Genomic DNA, 15,929 nt, shown 5'->3' with positions numbered 1-15,929 from the left:
CGCTTTTTCCGTAGAACCTAGATTGTTGGGAAATCGGTGGATCGACGGATTTCAGTGGTGCCCATGCCCATGGTCATCCGCGGGCTGGCCGATGAACTCGGCTTTCCGGCCCAGGAAGATCACCCAGAGCGCATAGAGGGCCAGGAGGGCGAGACCCAGGGCGAAGAAAGCGGGGCGGGCGGTGGCCAGGTTCTGGGACCGGAAGCCCAGGAGGCCCAGGACGGATCCGAAGAGCCCGGTCGAGATGAGCACCAGGCCCCAGCGGGAGGCCGCCACGGGATTCTGGCCCACCTCTTCGGGCAGGGTGCCGAGGGGGTTCTTCACCTCGCCGGCCACATGGGTGCCCTGGAACAGCAGGACCACAAACAGAAGGAAATAGAAGACCAGGAAGAGCATGAACGGACCCTCACCTTTCTTCGTAACATGATTCGCCGGCCCCGGGGCGGAATTCGCTGCACATGTCACAACCCCCGCCGGGCCGAGAGCGGCCCCCTGAGGGCCTTCAGCGCTCTTCGAGGATGGCCCGTCCCGCCGCGATGGCCGTCTCTTTTTCGCGGAGCCAGCTCTGCTCGCGCCGACGGCGCTGGAGAAAGACCCCAAAGAAAACGCCTGCCGCGACGAGGCAGAGGGCCGCGAGGCCGAAGAGGGCCGGGATCCCCCTCCCGGCGGCGGGCTGAACGGCCGGAAGGGCGAGGGCCCCCGCCAGACAGGCCAGACCGAAGACCAGGGCCCGGATGGCGCGGGAACGCCAGGGCCGGACCTCCTTCTCCAGGGCGGCCCTGGAGAGATCCCGGACGAAATCGACCTGCTCCTCGGCGTTGGCGGTCCCGTGGGCCGCTTCCATCTCGAGCTTGGCCAGGGTGAGGGCGAGCTCTCCCGAGACATCGTCCAGCGTGGCGGTTCGGCTCCGGATCGTCATGGCAGTTCCTTTCGGTGAAGAGGCGGGCCCCGGAATGGGCGCTCCGCAGGCTGAACCTCAATGGAAGGAGAGGCCTCCCCCTTTGGGGTTGCGCAGGGTCAGGGCGAAGGGCAGGGCGAGAAGGAAGACGACCACCAGAAATCCGAACACATCGACGAAGCTCATGAGAAAGGATTGGCGGGTCACTTCGGCGCCGATGAGGGCTTGGCTCAGCCGGTTCACGGAACCGGGGTCCAGACCCGCCCGGGGGAACAGCCCCTGGGCGAGACCGGCATAGCTGGTTTGGAGCGTCCCGTTGAAGGGGGTGATGTGCTCCGCGAGGCGGGCATGATGGAACTGCGCCCGCTGCGCCAGGATCGTGCTGGCCACCGCGATGCCCACGCTGCCGCCTTCGTTCCGCATGAGGTTGAACATGCCCGAGGCGGTGCCGACCAGGGCCGGCGGGATGCGCTGGACGGAGGCGGTGGCGATGGGGACGAACACGAAGCCTATGCCCAGCCCGTGGAAGATCCAGGCCATGACGAGGTAGGCCATGCCCGTCTGGAGGTTCACATGCATCAGCAGCCAGGCTGAATAGGCCAGGGAGGCCGCTCCGGCGGCCACGATGAGCCGCACATCCACTTTGCCCATGGCCAGCCCCACTGCGATCATGGCCACCACCGAAGCCACGCCGCCGGGACTCAGGATGAGCCCCGCCCAGGTGGGCGTGAAGCCCAGCAGGTTCTGGACGAAGAGCGGCAGCAGGATGAACGCGGCATAGAGGCCGAAACTCACGATGAAGATGAGGGCCATGCCGCCGGCGAATTCCGGCAGGCGGAACATGGAGAGGTCCACCAGAGGGTTCTCCGCGGTGAGGGAACGCCAGATGAACAGCGTGATCCCCAGGGCGGCGAGCCCGGCGAAGACCTTCACCATGTTCGACGCGAACCAGTCCAGGCGCTCGCCGCGGCTCAGGAAGAGCTCCAGGCAGCCCAGGCCCACGGCGATGAAGATGAGGCTCCAGTAGTCCACCGCGCCCTCGGGTTTGTGCAGGTAGGCAGGGTCTTCCACGAAGCTGAAGGCCAGGTAGTAGGCCAGCACGCCCACCGGGATGTTGATCCAGAAGATCCAGGGCCAGCTCCAGTTGTCCGTGATCCAGCCCCCCACCAGGGGACCGAGGATGGGCCCGAAGATGACGCCGATGCCGAAGAGGGCGGAGGCCATGCCGTGCTCCTCCTGGGGAAAGGCTTCGAGGGTGATGGCCTGGGACATGGGCACCATCGCGCCGCCCGCCAGACCCTGCACGACGCGCATGAGGATCAGCCAGCCCAGGGTGGGGGCCGCCCCGGCCCCGAAGCTGGCCAGGGTGAAGAGCGCCAGGCAGAAGAGGTAGAGGCGCTTCCGGCCGAAGAAGCTACCCAGCCAGCCCGTGATCGGCAGGATGATGGCGTTGGCGACGAGGTAGCTCGTGATGACCCAGGTGATCTCATCCGTGCCCGCGGCGTAGGTGCCCTTCATGTGGGGCAGTGCCACATTCGCGACGGAGGTGTCCAGGACCTCCATGAAGGTCCCGAGCATGGTCGTCAGGGCCACGATCCACTTGTGGGAAGGGCCGCGCGGAGCGCTCATGGCCACCTCAGCGGCTCCGGGTGTCGATCTCGGCTTCCACGCTCAACCCCAGCCGGAGCTTGCGGTCCGGGTCCGCATCCGCGTCGAGCCGGATCTTCACGGGCAGCCGTTGGACGACCTTCACCCAGTTCCCCGTGGCGTTCTCCGCCGGCAGGAGGCTGAACGCCGCTCCGGTGCCGGCGGAGAGGCTTTCCACGGTTCCCATGAAGGTCCGGCCATCCAGATCGGTCCTCATCCGGACCCTCTGACCGGGGCGGACGCGGTGCAGCTGGGTCTCCTTGAAATTGGCTTCGACCCAGAGATCCGGATGGCCCAGGGGCACCACGGCCAGCAGGGGCTGCCCGGCCGCCACCACCATGCCGGGCTCCGCCAGCTTCCGGCTCACCACGCCATCGCAGGGGGCGAGGAGGGCGCAGTAGGAGCGCTGCAGCCGCGCCTGGGCCAGGGCCGCCTGGGCCACCTGGACCTTGCTCCGGCTCACGCCCAGCAGGCCCTGGGCGGCGGCCACCTGCTTCCGGGCGGCGGCCGCCTGTGCGCGGGCCACCTCCTCGGCGGTGAGGGCCTGGTCGTACTTCTGCCGGGGGAGGGACTGCCGCTCGAAGAGCGCGGCCATGCGTTTCTTCTCGAGGCCCGCCAGGGCCTGCTGGCTTTCGGCGGACTGCAGCTGGGCCTGGGCCTGGGCGATCTGGGCCTGGTTCAGCGCGAGGGCGCTGCGGGCCTCGGCCTCCGAGGCTTCGCCCCGCGCGACGGCCGCGTCGTAGTCCCGGGGATCCAGGGTGGCCAGGAGCTGACCGGCCCGGACGGCCTCGTTCTCCTGCACCGCCACCGTGAGGAGGGGCCCTGGGATGCGGCTGGCCATGGTCGTCACATATCCCTTCACATAGGCATTGTCGGTGCTCACGAAGACCTGCCCGTGGCGCCATCGGACGAGGGCCCAGAGGGTGCCGCCGGCGGCGAGGAGGAGGATGGCTGCCAGGGAGATCCATTTCTTCTTCGCAGGGGCATCCATCTCACTTCTCCCGGGAGGTGTGCGTTTCAAAGAAGGTCGGCAGGTCCTCGCCCAGGGCCACCAGCAGGGCGGCCTGCTGGGCATAGGCCCGGTATCTGCGGTCCGCCAGGGCACTGCGGCTTTCGGCAAGCACGGACTCGGCCTCCAGCACCTCGGTGTTCCGCACCAGCCCTTCGCGGTACTGGTCGCCCACGATGCGGAGGTTCTCCTCGGCCGAAGCCACATTCGCCCCGGCCGTCTCCATCTCGCGCAGGGACTGCCGGAAGGCCCGCAGGGCTGCAGCCGCGGCCTGGCCCGCCTGGCGCTCCGCTTCCTGGAGATCCCGGCGGGCGCGGGTGGTTTCGGCTTCCGCCTGGCGGATCCGGGCGGTGCGGATCCCCCCATCGAAGACCTTCCAGGAGAGCCCGACGAAGAGGCTCGTGTCGTGCTCATGCACCATATAGGGGTTCTGGGCATAGGTATGGCTGGCCTCCGCGGCCACCGTCGGGAGGCGGTCCTTGCGACGGAACCCTGCCTGATCCGCCAGGGCCTGGACCTTGGCCCGGGCGCTGCGCACGGTTTCGTTCCGGTGGGTGGCCAAGGCCCGGCAGGCCGGCTCGTCCCAGGGCAGGGCGGGTGGGCCCTCGGAGGTCTCAGGCAGATCCTGCGGGGTTTCGGCGGGAAGGCCCATGGCGATGTTGAGCGCCTCCATGGCGGAGGCGTAGGCCTGGTCCAGGGCATGGTCCGCGTCACCCACGGCGCGGAGGGCCACCTCCGTGCGGAGGAGGTCGTTGCGGGCCACCACTCCCTGCTCGAAGAGGGCCCTGGCCTGGCTCATGTGGCTTTCCAGGGTCTTGCCGCGTTGGGCCAGGACCCGTTTCTGGGCTTTCAAGTTCAGGAGGGTGAAATACCGCGCGGCCACCTCGCCCTGGGTCTTCTGCAGGTCGGCCTGGCCGGCGTGGGTCACAGCCTCCTCCCGGGCGCGGGAGGCCGACATCGCGCCTTCCCGCCGACCGAAATCCCACAGCAGGTATTGGATGGAGGCCTTGTAGCGCCAGGACTGCCGGTCCTCGATGGGGAAGACCTGGGGGGGGACGGCGAGGGGTCCGATCCTCATGGGCTGACTGAGCAGCTCCGACCGGTGCTCGGTGACCCGGTAGCCGCCCTGGAGCTGGATCTCCGGCCAGTAGAGCCCCTTCACCTGAGCGGTCTCCTCCCGGGCTCCCGCCAGGCCCAGCCGGGAGGCCTCCGCCGCCTGGGAGGCCGACCCGGCCAGCCTCAGGGCCCTGGCCAGGCTGAGGGGTTCGCCGCCGCGGATGGGGTAGACCAGGAAGGCGCCGAGCAGGAAGGCGGTGGCGGTTCTCATGCGGAGACTCCCGCCCCCTGGAGGAAGCAGGCGATGGCACGGTCCACGCAAGCCCCAGGTGACTCGTCGATGCCGCTCCGGTGGCTGTGATAGAGGGAGGCCTCGAGCACCCCGAAGCAGAGCTGGGTGAGGAATTCCTCGCCCAGGTCCCGGAGCTGGCCGGCCTCCACCGCCTGGCGGAGGATGGCCTTCAGGCGGCTCCGTTCCGTCTCGTAGATCTCCTTCAGGCGGGGAAGGAACCGGGACTCGAAGCCCCAGTCGAAATAGACCCGGTCGTGGATGAACATGGGCAGCCAGATGGCCCGGCCCTTGAACTGGTCGGCATAGGCCAGGAACATGGCCCGCAGCTGCTCCAGGGGCGGGCGGTCAGCGCGGAGGAGGGCCTCCGCCTGGACGAAGAACTGCTCTGCCCGGCGGAGCATGACCTGTTCGTAGAGCTCCTGCTTGGAGGGGAAGTGCTCGTAGAGGCCCTGCATCCCGATCTGCGCCTCGGCGGCGACCTCCTGCATGGTGGCCTCGTCGAAGGGCTTCCGGCCGAACACCGTGCCCGCTGCTTCCAACAGCAAATCTTTTCTTTGCTGCTTTTCAAGGCTTTTCCGGTCCATGGTCATCGGAGACTCCGAATCCATATTCCGAATTTAGAATTTTAATTATGACCGTCAAGTCACCTTTTCAAATCACATCGAGGGCCATTTGGGTCTTGACTGGCTCAAACGATTGATTAATTCTTGAACTCCGTTGTTCAATCGATTGATTTGGAAGCGAGAGCCCATGAACGCACAGCCCACCGACGCCTCTTTAGACACGCGTCAGCGCCTGATCGAGGCGGCGATCCTGACCTTTGCGGAGAAGGGGTTCGATGGGGCCGGCATCCGCGAGATCGCCAAGCGGGCCCAAGCCAACTCGGCCCTGGTGACCTACCACTTCAGCGGCAAGGAGGGGCTCTACCTGGCGGCCCTCCAGTACATCTTCAACCGGAAGGCCTGCCATGTGGCCGAGCTGGCCGCGGCGCCCCGCTTCGAGGGGCCGGGGGCCCGCGAGGCGGCCCTCCAGGGCCTGAAGAAGCACATCCAGGCCTTCATGGAGGACCTGATGGCCTGCGACCGTGGGCCCGACCCCCTGGACGAGGCGGCCATGGCACTCATGGCCCGCGAGATGCAGGCACCCCGCCCGGTGTCCTCGGCCCTCCTCATGGAGCAGATCCGGCCCCATGTGGAGCACCTCATGCACTGCCTCGAGGTGCTGCGCCCGGATCTCTCCCGGGACCAGCTCCTGAACATGGGCCTGAGCATCCAGGGCCAGCTGCTCTATTTCCGGAATTCCCTGGGGATCTCCCGTCTCATCCGCCAGAACCCCCGCTACCCGGAGGATCTGCCGGCCCTCATTCAGCACTTCACCGAATTCAGCCTGCGGGGACTCGGCGTCCCCGAGGCCTTTCCCGAGCCGAGGAACTGACATGCTCCTGATCGCCCCTCCCGCCCTCCAGGCGCCGGCGCCCGAATCCCCGTCCCGCGTGCTGGACCTGGCCGGTGCCCTGGCCCGGGCCAGGAATGAGAACCCGCTGCTCCGGGCCGCCAAGGCCCGCGTGGACGAGCGGCGCGGCCTCATCACCAGCACCCGGGCCGATGCCCTGCCGCAGCTCACCCTCGTGGGCGACTTCACCCGCGCACGGGATGTCTCCATCCTCAACAGCGGTTTCGCCGACAGCGCCGCGACCTTCGGCCTGTCGCCGACCTCCCTCGTGGGCGCCCGCAGCATCTACACCAGCCAGGCGAACCTGACCCAGCCCCTGTTCTATTGGGGCAAGCTGGGCACGGCCGTCGACATCGCCAAGATGGGCGAACAGGAAGCCACCCTGGCCTACACGACCTCGGAGCTGGATGTCCTGCACGGTGTCGCCAAGGCCTACCTCGGGGTGCAGGCGGCCCAGGCCGAGCAGGAGGTCATCGAGACCCGCCGGAAGACGGCGGAGCAGTTCGTGGCGGATGTGAAGGCCCGGCTGGAGGCCCAGACCGCCACCGAGTTGGACCGCCTGCGGGCCGAGAGCGAATTGCTGGCGGTCATTCCCGAGGCCCTTCAGGCGGAGGCCAATGTGAAGCGGGCCATGGAGGTGCTGAACGGGCAGCTGGGCCTGGATCCCAAGGCGCCCCTCACCCTGGCGCCCCTGGGCCTGCCGGAGGCCGCCCCCAAACCGGCGGGCGCCGAGCGGAGCGAACTGGCCCAGCTGAAGCAGCAGGAGGCCATGTACCGGGCGAACGAGAAGATCATCACCTCGGACCTGCGCCCCAAGTTCGACCTCAGCGCCAGTTACGGCTACCAGGCCGGGAAGAGCGACAACCTCTTCAAGGAGCCGTACGACACCTGGAAGGTGAGCATCACGATGAAGTTTCCGATCTTCGACGGGCTGCGCAGCTCGGGCAAGCGGGCCCAGAACACAGCCCAGCTCGAGCAGGTGAAGCAGTCCCGCATCGACCGTGAGCGGACCGTCGCCATCGAGCAGAGCACGGCGGACCGCGAGCTGGAGAAGGCCATCGCCCTGAACGAGGCCGCCCGCCGAGCCCATGACGCCACCGCCGAGGCCCTGCGCATGAGCCGCGAATCCTTCGAGCAGGGGCTCATTACCTCCCTCGACCTCCTGCAGGCGGAGCGCGCCGAGCGCCAGGCCGAAAGCCAGCGCCGCCGCGCAGAACTGGGCCTCTGGTCCGCCCGCTTCGATCAGCGCCGATCCCTCGGCCTGCCTCCTCTCTGATGCTGTCCGGAGGGGACCGCCTGCTCGCTTCGCTCGCGATGTCCTCCCCGGAACCCCCCTCGTCGCCGCCAGGCGAAGCCTGACGGCGAGCTCGAATCCGACGAATTCCAGGAGCCGACCATGAACCGCAAAACCATCCTCTACATCGCCGTGCCCGCCGTCGTGATCGCCGGGGCGGCCAGCTTCCACCGCGGCAAACGCAACAATGAGCTGGACCACCAGGCCACGGTGAAGTCCGAGGGCACAGTACCCGTGACCCTGATCCCCGTCCAGGAGCGGAGCTTCCGGCCCGCCGTGGCCTTCACGGGCACCCTGCTGGCGGTGAACCGGGCCGAGCTGAAAGCCGAAGTCACCGGCCGGGTGACCCGGGTGGCCGTGCAGGAAGGCGACACCGTCGCCGCCGGCGCGCTGCTGGGGGCTCAGGACGAAGACGACTACCAGCTGGGCGTCCAGGCGGCCGAGGCCCAGGCGGCCCAGGCCCGGGCCCAGGCCCTCCAGGCCCAGCGCGACAATGACCGTTCCGTGGCGCTCCTGGAGAAGCGCAGCATCACGCGCCAAGCTGCCCAGCAGGCCGAGACCGCCTACAACGCCACCCGGGCCGCGGCCCAGGCCGCTGAAAGCAACCTGGGGATGGCGCGGTTGCGCCTGAAGAAGGCCCGCCTCGTGGCGCCCTTCGCGGGGCAGGTGGCCCGGCGCGCGGTGCAGCCCGGCGAGATGCTGAACCCCGGTCAGGTCGCCTTCGAAATCGTGGACAACCGCAAGCTGGAGATCCGCGCGGACCTTCCCACCGAGGCCATGGCCCAGGTGAAGGTCGGTCAGCGCGCGACTTTCCGGGCCATCGGCCTGGACCGCCTGGTCGAAGGCCGGGTCGCCCAGGTGAGCCCCAGCCTGTCTCAGGACGGCCGCACCCTGCGCGTCCGGGTGGAAGTTCCCAACCCAGATGGCGCGCTCAAGGGCGGCCTCTTCGTCGAAGGCGTGATCCTCGGCGAGGGCGAGACCAAGAGCCCGGCCCTGCCGGCCACGCTGCTGAAGGCTCAGGACCACGACGCCGAGATCTACATCGTGGAGCAGGAGATGGCGCGCCGGAGGAAGGTCATCCTGGGACCCGAGCAGGACGGTTTCCGCCCGGTCAGCGGGCTTGCGGTCGGCGCGCAGGTGATCGACAGCGGCAAAGACCTGGTGGGCGAGGGCACCCGCCTCCGCGTGATCAGCGGCGCTGCCGCAGAGGGGAAGTGAACCATGTTCCTGTCTGACCTCTCCATCCGCAGGCCGGTCCTGACCGTCTGCATCATGCTGGCCCTGGTGGTGCTGGGGCTCTTCTCCGTGAAGAGCCTGGGCATCGACCAGTACCCCAACACCGACATCCCCACCGTCACCGTCTCCGTGATCTACCCCGGCGCCAGCCCCGAGTCAGTCAAGCAGGATGTGGTCCGGAAGATCGAAGAGGCCGTCAACCCCATCGAGAAGATCAAGGAGATCAGCTCCACCAGCCAGGAGGGCCTGGGCACGCTCGTGATCCAGTTCCACCTGGGCCGCAATGTGGATAACGCGCTGAATGATGTGCGCACGAAGATCGGCCAGATCCGCCGGGATCTCCCCAGCAACATCGAGGAGCCCGTCATCTCCAAGTTCGACCCGGCGCAGCTGCCGGTGCTCTCCCTGGTGGTGAAGCCGGATGCCAAGCATGCAGACATGAGCGACCGGGAGCTCACCCGCATCGCGGAGGACTTCCTCAAGCGGCGCATCGAGAACATCAACGGAGTGGGCAAGGTGGACCCGGCGGGTGGCAGCACGCGCGAAATCCTCGTCAACATCGATCCCAAGAAGCTGGAATCCCAGGGGCTGGCCCTCCAGGCCGTGAAGAGCGCCCTGGGCAGCGACACCATGGCCATTCCCAGCGGCAACCTGCTCCAGGGGAACCGCGAAGTGTCCGTGAAGGTGGATGCCAAGGCCCGTACCGTGGCCGACTTCAACCATGTGATCGTGGGCAACAAGGAAGGCCGCCCCATCGAGCTGCAGGAAGTCGCGACGATCGTGGATGGCATCAAGGAACGACGCAGCCTCGCGCGCCTGGACGGCAAGGATGTGGTGGCCTTGGAAATCCAGCGGCAGACCGGCGGCAACACCGTCGCCATGGTGACGGCGGTGGAGAAGGCGCTTGAGGAGATGAAACCCGAGCTGCAGAAGCAGGGCGTGGAGGTGGTCACGGCCAAGGACAACGCCCGTTTCATCATCGACAATGTCGACGATGTGAACATGTCCATCTACCTGGGTGGCCTGCTCACGGTGATCATCGTCTTCTACTTCCTGAAGAGCTGGCGGTCCACCCTCATCACCAGCCTCACGCTGCCCGTGTCCGTCATCTCCACCTTCATCATCATGCGGGTGCTGGATTTCACGCTGAACACCATGACCCTCATGGGCCTCAGCCTCGCCATCGGCATCCTCATCGACGACGCCATCGTGGTCCGCGAAAACATCACCCGGCATGCGGAAATGGGCAAGGACCATATCACCGCCGCCCGCGAGGGCACGGCAGAGATCGGCCCGGCGGTCATCGCCACGACGCTGTCCATCCTGGCCGTGTTCGTGCCCGTGGCCTTCATGGGCGGCATCGTGGGCAAGTTCTTCTTCCCCTTCGGCATCGTCGTGGCCTTTGCCGTGGCCGTCTCGCTGTTTGTGAGCTTCACGCTCGATCCCATGCTGAGCGCCGTGTGGCCCGATCCCGAGCACGAGAAGAGTTCCGATGCCCATGTGCACTACCGGGGTCGCAATCCCATCATGCGCAGCGTGGAGGCCTTCAGCCGCATGCTCGACCGCTGGGAACAGCTCTACAAGACGGCCATCGAGTGGTCCCTGAACCACCGCAAGACGGTCATGGCCATGGGCGGAGGCAGCTTCGTGCTGGCCATGGTCCTTTCGGGCCTGCTCGGCAACAACTTCATGCCCGACTATGATCGAGGCGATCTGCAGGTGACCTTCAAGGCCGAACCGGGCTCCAGCCTGGCCGCCACCCGCGACAAGGCGCAGGCCATGGAGGCCTCCATCAAGGCCATCCCCGGCGTGGCCTTCACCTACACCACCATCGGCACGGGCCTGAACGGCACCGTGAATTCCGGCGGCATCTATGTGAAGTTGAAGGAAGGCCGCCGCCCCAACCAGGTGATCATCCGCCGCCAGATCCGCGAAGCCTTCCGCTCCATCCCCGGTGTGGATGCCGCCGTGGGGCCGGTGAACGACTGGGGCATGGCTTTCCCCATCATGGTGGCCGTGCAGGCGCCGGACCGGGACGCGGTCATCCAGGCCGTGCCGCTGGTGAAGGAGGCCCTGCGCAGCGTCCCGGGCGCCGTGGATGTGACCACCAGCCTGGATACCGGCAAGCCTGAACTGAAGCTCGTCATCGACCGCAAGGCCGCCTCTGATCTGGGGGTGAGCCCGGCCCTGGTGGCTCAGATGGTGCGCCCCCTGGTGGACGGCGAAAAAGTGGCGAAGTATGAAGACGAGAAGGGGGAGCAGCGCGATGTGCGCGTCCGCCTCGAGGATCAGCAGCGCCGCTTCACGACGCAACTGGCGAACATGACGGTTCAGAGCACCAAGGACCTGGGCGGTGGCAAGCACCCGCTGGTACGGCTCAACCAGGTGGTGCGCTTCGAGGAGGGCATCGCCCCCGCCAAACTCCAGCGCCATGACCTGATGGAAGAAGTGGAAGTCGATGCGAACTTCGAGGGCTCGACCCTCGGCGAAGTCAGCGCCGGCGCGGCCAAGAAGGTGGCGGAGCTGAAGGCGAGCGGCAAGCTGCCCGAAGGCACGCGGGTCGAGTTCCTGGGGCAGACCCGGGATCAGAAGGAGACTGCGGGCTACATGGGAACCTCGCTGCTATTGGCGGTGTTCTTCATCTACTTCGTGCTCGCCAGCCAGTTCGAGAGCTTCAAGCTGCCCATCGCCATCATGGCCAGCCTGCCGCTCTCCATGGTGGGCATGGTGCTGATGCTGCTGGTGACGGGCGACTCCATGTCCATGATGACGAGCATCGGCATGATCCTCCTGATGGGCCTGGTGACCAAGAACGCCATCCTGCTGGTGGACCATGCCCTGCACTTGGAGCGGGAAGAGGGCATCTCCCGCCGCCAGGCCATCATCCGCGCAGGCACGGTGCGGCTGCGGCCCATCCTCATGACCAGCTTTGCCATGATCGGCGGCATGCTCCCGCTCTTCCTGGCGTTGGGTGCCGGTGCCGAGATGCGCGCTCCCATGGCCCGGGCCGTGGTGGGCGGCCTCATCACCTCCACCCTGCTCACGCTCATCGTGGTGCCGGTGTTCTTCGAGATCGTCGAGGACTTCAGCCTCGTGAAAGTGTGGGGCCGGATCCGGCGCCTGCTGGGCCGAGCCGAGCCGGAGCCCGAGGTGGTCCGTCCCCTCGCCGGGGCCCCGGAAGCCTGAGTTAGATGAAGCCGGGGCCTCCCGGCGGACCGTGCGGGAGATATGAGCGCTCGTCTCCGGGCGCCGCTTGAGGCAATCTGAAGGGTGCCATGAATGTCGTCGCCCCCGAGCTGAAGGATCTGCTGCGTTTGGCCGAGGCCCCCGCAGAGGTCCTTGGGGCACCGGGCGCTCGTCTCCGCTGGACCTCGCCGCCCGCACTGGCGCTGGTGCTGGCACGGTGGATCACCCGCGAAGGCCGGGTGCAGTCCCTCTGGGTGGATGCTCCCACCGAGGGGGAAGCCCGCATCCTGGCCCAGGACCTGCAAGCTCTGCTGCCCGGTGTGGGTGTGGCCCACTTCCCTGGGTTCGCGCCCTATGCGGGCGGCGAAAGCAGCCCGCCGGGGATGGTGCTGCGGGAGCGGCTGTCGACCCTGGTGGGCCTGCTCGAGCGCCAGGTCCAGGTGCTGGTGACGGGGCCGCTCACAGCCTGCGAGAAGCTGCCCCATCCCACCTGGTTCCAGAAGCAGAAGCTGGATCTCCACCAGGGCGCCGAGGTGCCCCGGGAGCTGCTGCTGGAGACCCTGGTGGCCCTGGGCTACCGCCGCGCGGAGATGGCTTCGGCACCCGGCGAATTCAGTTCGCGCGGCATGGTGGTGGACCTCTGGCCCGATCACCAGGCCCAGCCCCTGCGGCTGGAGACCTTCGGCGATGAGCTGGAGCGCCTCAGCCCCTTCGACCCCGATACCCAGCGCCGTACCGGAGAGGCCCTGGAATCCCTCACCCTGTATCCCCGCTTCGAGGGTGACCGCGGCGATGGCCAGGCCCTGCTGGCGGCCGTGGCCTCCCGTGCGGACCGCACGCCGGAAGCCGACGATGATCTAGCCTTCCGCCGGGCCCGGCTCGCCACCCACGGCCACTTTCCTGGTGAGGAGCTGTTCCATCCCCTGCTGGCCCAGCCCAAGGGCCAGCTGGTCCACTGGATGCCGCCCTGTCTGCGGGTGCGGCTGGACGGGGCCTGGGAGGAGGCCCTGCGCGAGGCTGAGCGGACCCGCATCGAGGGGGGCCTGGCGGTGCTCCGTCGGGGTGGCGTGGTCTGCCCTGACTTCGAGGACCGGTTCCAGCCGGCGGATCCCAGTCGGCCCACCCTCCACCTCACCGAGTGGCAGAGTGAGGCCACGGTACCCCTCGCGGCCCAGCCCGTGCGGGAGTTCCAGGGGCGCCTGCCGGATCTGGCCGAGCATGTGCAGGAGCTGGCGCTCACGGGACATCGGGTCTTCCTCGCGGGATCAACGCCGGGCATGCGGGACCGCTTCGCGGAATTCCTCCGCGATTACGATCTGCCCCAGGCTTACGGCACCGAAACGGGTTGCCGGGCCATTCAGCTGGCCCTGAGCGCGGGGGTCCATCTCAAGGAGCCCGCCCTGGTGGTCTTCACCGAGCGGGAGATCTTCGGGCGCAAGGCCATCCAGGCCGCGCCCAAGAAATCGCGCAGCGCGGCCTTCCTGTCGGATCTGCGGGACCTCAAGCCCGGCGACCGCGTGGTGCATCTCGACCATGGCATCGGCGAGTTCCTGGGATTCGCGACCCTCACGGTGGGTGGCGAGGAACAGGAAGTGCTGCAGCTGCGCTATGCCGACGGGGGCCAGCTCAATGTGAGCCTGGAACGGGCCGATCTGATGCAGCGCTACACCGGGGCGGAGGGCCACCTGCCGCCGCTGGACAAGTTGGGCGGTGCCAGCTGGGCCAAGGTCAAGCGCAAGGCCAAGAAGGCCATCCGCGACATGGCCGACGAGCTGCTGAAGCTCTACGCCCAGCGCAAGCTGGAGAAGGGTCACGCCTATCCGCCCGACGGCCCTGACATGGCGGCCTTCGATGCCAGCTTCGCCTTTACGCCCACGCCGGATCAGATCGAAGCCATCGAGGCCGTGAAGGCCGATCTGGAATCGCCGCGCCCCATGGACCGCCTGCTGGTGGGCGATGTGGGCTTCGGCAAGACCGAAGTGGCCATGCGCGCCGCGGCGAAAGTGGCTCTGGAAGGGCGCCAGGTGGCGGTGCTGTGCCCCACGACGGTGCTCTGTTTCCAGCACTTCAGGACCTTCAAGGAGCGCTTCGCCGGATTCCCCATCCGCATCGAGATGCTCAACCGCTTCGTGGATCCCGCCGACCAGAAGCGCATCCTCCAAGAAGTAGCCGACGGCAAGGTGGAGATCGTCATCGGCACCCACCAGCTGCTGGGCGCGAAGCTGAAGTTCGCCGACCTCGGCCTGGTGGTGATCGACGAGGAGCAGCGGTTCGGCGTGGGCCACAAGGAGAAGCTGAAGAAGCTGCGCCTCAATGTGGACCAGCTCGCGCTCAGCGCCACGCCCATCCCGCGCACACTGCACATGAGCCTCACGGGGCTTCGCGAGATCAGCCTCATCGAGACGCCGCCGAAGGACCGGCTGGCCATCGAGACCGTGGTGGCGCCCTGGAGCGACGAGCTGGTGCAGACCGCCATCCAGTTCGAGCTGCGCCGCGGGGGCCAGGTCTACCTGGTGCACAACCGAGTGGAATCCATCGTCTCCATCGCGGCGAGGGTGCGCGAGCTGGTGCCCGATGCCCGGGTGGCCGTGGGGCACGGACAGATGACGGATGAAAGCCTTGAGCAGGCCATGGTCTCCTTCATGGAGGGCCGTGTCGATGTGTTGGTGGCGACGACCATTGTCGAGAATGGCCTCGATGTACCGAACGCGAACACGCTCATCGTGCACCGGGCCGACGCCTTCGGCCTCAGCCAGCTCTACCAGCTGCGGGGCCGCGTGGGGCGAAGCGATGTGCCGGCCTACGCGTACCTGCTGATTCCGCCCAAGCACGAAATCAGCGACGATGCCCGCAAGCGGCTCCAGGCCCTGGAGGACTTCTCGGAACTGGGCTCGGGCTTCCGCGTGGCGGCCATGGATTTGGAGCTGCGCGGCGCGGGCAACCTGCTGGGCGGTGAACAGTCAGGCCACATTCACGACATCGGCTTCGAGCTGTATGTGAAATTGCTGGAGGAAACGCTCCAGGAGCTGCAGGGCCAGCCCAGCGGCACCTTCGAGGTGAAGGTGGACGGCCTGGCGCCCGGCGCCCAGCTCAGCCGCCGCTGGATCGACCAGGCCAGTGAGCGCCTGGTGGCGTACAAGCGCATCTCGCGGCTGCGCGAGGAGAAGGACCTGGAGCTCTACCGCCTGGACCTGGAAGACCGCTTCGGCCGCGTGCCGGAGGATGACCCGGAGACCCAGCGGTTCTTCGAGCTGCTCAAGGTGAAGGTCCGGGCCCAGGCCGTGGCCGTCTCCGAGGTCGCCGTGGAGAAGGGCGCCCTCAAGCTGCGGCTCAGTCCCCTGACGCCCCTGGATCCCACGCGCCTCATGGCCTGGGTGGGCCGGCAGAAGGGCGGCCAGCTCAGCCCCGATGGCGCCGTGCGCCTGCCGCTGCAGGGCACGGCCGAGGGGCCCATCCTCCAGGCCCAGCGGGTCCTGGCCGAGTGGGCGGCGCTTGGCACGGCCTGACTGAAGGATTCCAAGCGAACGATCCATCCTTCGTACGATCTACGGGGCCGCGATCCGAGGCGGTCTGTTCTGCTCGCCGCGCAGGGCGGCATCGCCGGGGCGGCCGCCGCTATGGGCTTTGAGGAGGATCGAGGTCATCCAGAAGGTGTAGATCGAGGTGCCCGATGGGTGGAAGCGGCCTTTCCGAATCTACCTTAAGAGCCTCTAAACCGGCGCCAATGCAGCATCTCCGGAGTTCGTGGTGGGGAGTCTTGACGGGTGCAAGTCTGCGCTCCATGTTTACGACTCACTTCCGGAATGAATGCCCGGAAGCCCGTTCTGGCGTCCAATCCGGTGATCGACACCGGCCGTTC

At 67.5% G+C, this 15,929-nt stretch carries 11 protein-coding genes; 5 read left to right on the top strand and 6 right to left on the bottom strand.

The features are described 5' to 3' along the window. Positions 1–51: 51 nt before the first annotated feature. The 6 genes from QZ647_RS11055 to QZ647_RS11030 all read right to left on the bottom strand — a co-directional run bounded on the left by QZ647_RS11055 (position 52) and on the right by QZ647_RS11030 (position 5,492). Positions 52–396, bottom strand: a complete 345-nt coding sequence (locus QZ647_RS11055; RefSeq protein ID WP_291272215.1) for a hypothetical protein — start codon at positions 394–396, stop codon at positions 52–54. 106 nt (positions 397–502) lie between these two features. Then, positions 503–919 carry a hypothetical protein gene (locus QZ647_RS11050; protein ID WP_291272214.1) on the bottom strand — a complete coding sequence of 139 codons (417 nt, stop codon included), beginning with the start codon at positions 917–919 and terminating at the stop codon, positions 503–505. A 57-nt stretch (positions 920–976) separates the two neighbouring features. Continuing rightward, positions 977–2,527, bottom strand: a complete 1,551-nt coding sequence (locus QZ647_RS11045) for a DHA2 family efflux MFS transporter permease subunit (protein ID WP_291272213.1) — start codon at positions 2,525–2,527, stop codon at positions 977–979. 7 nt (positions 2,528–2,534) lie between these two features. Then, positions 2,535–3,536 (bottom strand): HlyD family secretion protein, encoded by a 1,002-nt coding sequence (locus QZ647_RS11040; RefSeq protein WP_291272212.1) that lies wholly within the window; start codon positions 3,534–3,536, stop codon positions 2,535–2,537. Position 3,537: 1 nt separating this feature from the next. Then, complete coding sequence (locus QZ647_RS11035) at positions 3,538–4,881, bottom strand: TolC family protein (protein ID WP_291272211.1); 1,344 nt, start codon at positions 4,879–4,881, stop codon at positions 3,538–3,540. Beyond that, positions 4,878–5,492: a TetR/AcrR family transcriptional regulator gene (locus QZ647_RS11030; protein WP_291272210.1), complete on the bottom strand. Its 615-nt coding sequence runs from the start codon at positions 5,490–5,492 to the stop codon at positions 4,878–4,880. Before QZ647_RS11030 ends, QZ647_RS11035 begins: the two co-directional genes overlap by 4 nt. A gap of 160 nt (positions 5,493–5,652) precedes the next feature. On the opposite strand from QZ647_RS11030, the gene QZ647_RS11025 reads away from it, so the two are divergent. The 5 genes from QZ647_RS11025 to mfd all read left to right on the top strand — a co-directional run bounded on the left by QZ647_RS11025 (position 5,653) and on the right by mfd (position 15,576). Further along, the gene (locus tag QZ647_RS11025; protein ID WP_291272209.1) at positions 5,653–6,336 is read left to right on the top strand and encodes a CerR family C-terminal domain-containing protein; all 684 of its coding nucleotides are present in this window, start codon (positions 5,653–5,655) and stop codon (positions 6,334–6,336) included. Between the two features lies 1 nt (position 6,337). Beyond that, a complete protein-coding gene (locus tag QZ647_RS11020; RefSeq protein ID WP_291272208.1) occupies positions 6,338–7,630 on the top strand; it encodes a TolC family protein in 1,293 nt (430 codons plus the stop codon). A 120-nt stretch (positions 7,631–7,750) separates the two neighbouring features. Next, positions 7,751–8,866 (top strand): efflux RND transporter periplasmic adaptor subunit, encoded by a 1,116-nt coding sequence (locus QZ647_RS11015; protein WP_291272207.1) that lies wholly within the window; start codon positions 7,751–7,753, stop codon positions 8,864–8,866. Positions 8,867–8,869: 3 nt separating this feature from the next. Further along, positions 8,870–12,070: an efflux RND transporter permease subunit gene (locus QZ647_RS11010; protein WP_291272206.1), complete on the top strand. Its 3,201-nt coding sequence runs from the start codon at positions 8,870–8,872 to the stop codon at positions 12,068–12,070. An 89-nt stretch (positions 12,071–12,159) separates the two neighbouring features. After that, a complete protein-coding gene (mfd, locus tag QZ647_RS11005; RefSeq protein WP_291272205.1) occupies positions 12,160–15,576 on the top strand; it encodes a transcription-repair coupling factor in 3,417 nt (1,138 codons plus the stop codon). Positions 15,577–15,929: the final 353 nt, after the last annotated feature.

The sequence above is a fragment of the Geothrix sp. genome (assembly GCF_020622065.1).
Classification (GTDB): domain Bacteria; phylum Acidobacteriota; class Holophagae; order Holophagales; family Holophagaceae; genus Geothrix.
The sequence above is the reverse complement of the archived record's forward strand: the minus strand, read 5'-3'. Positions and strand labels throughout refer to the sequence as shown.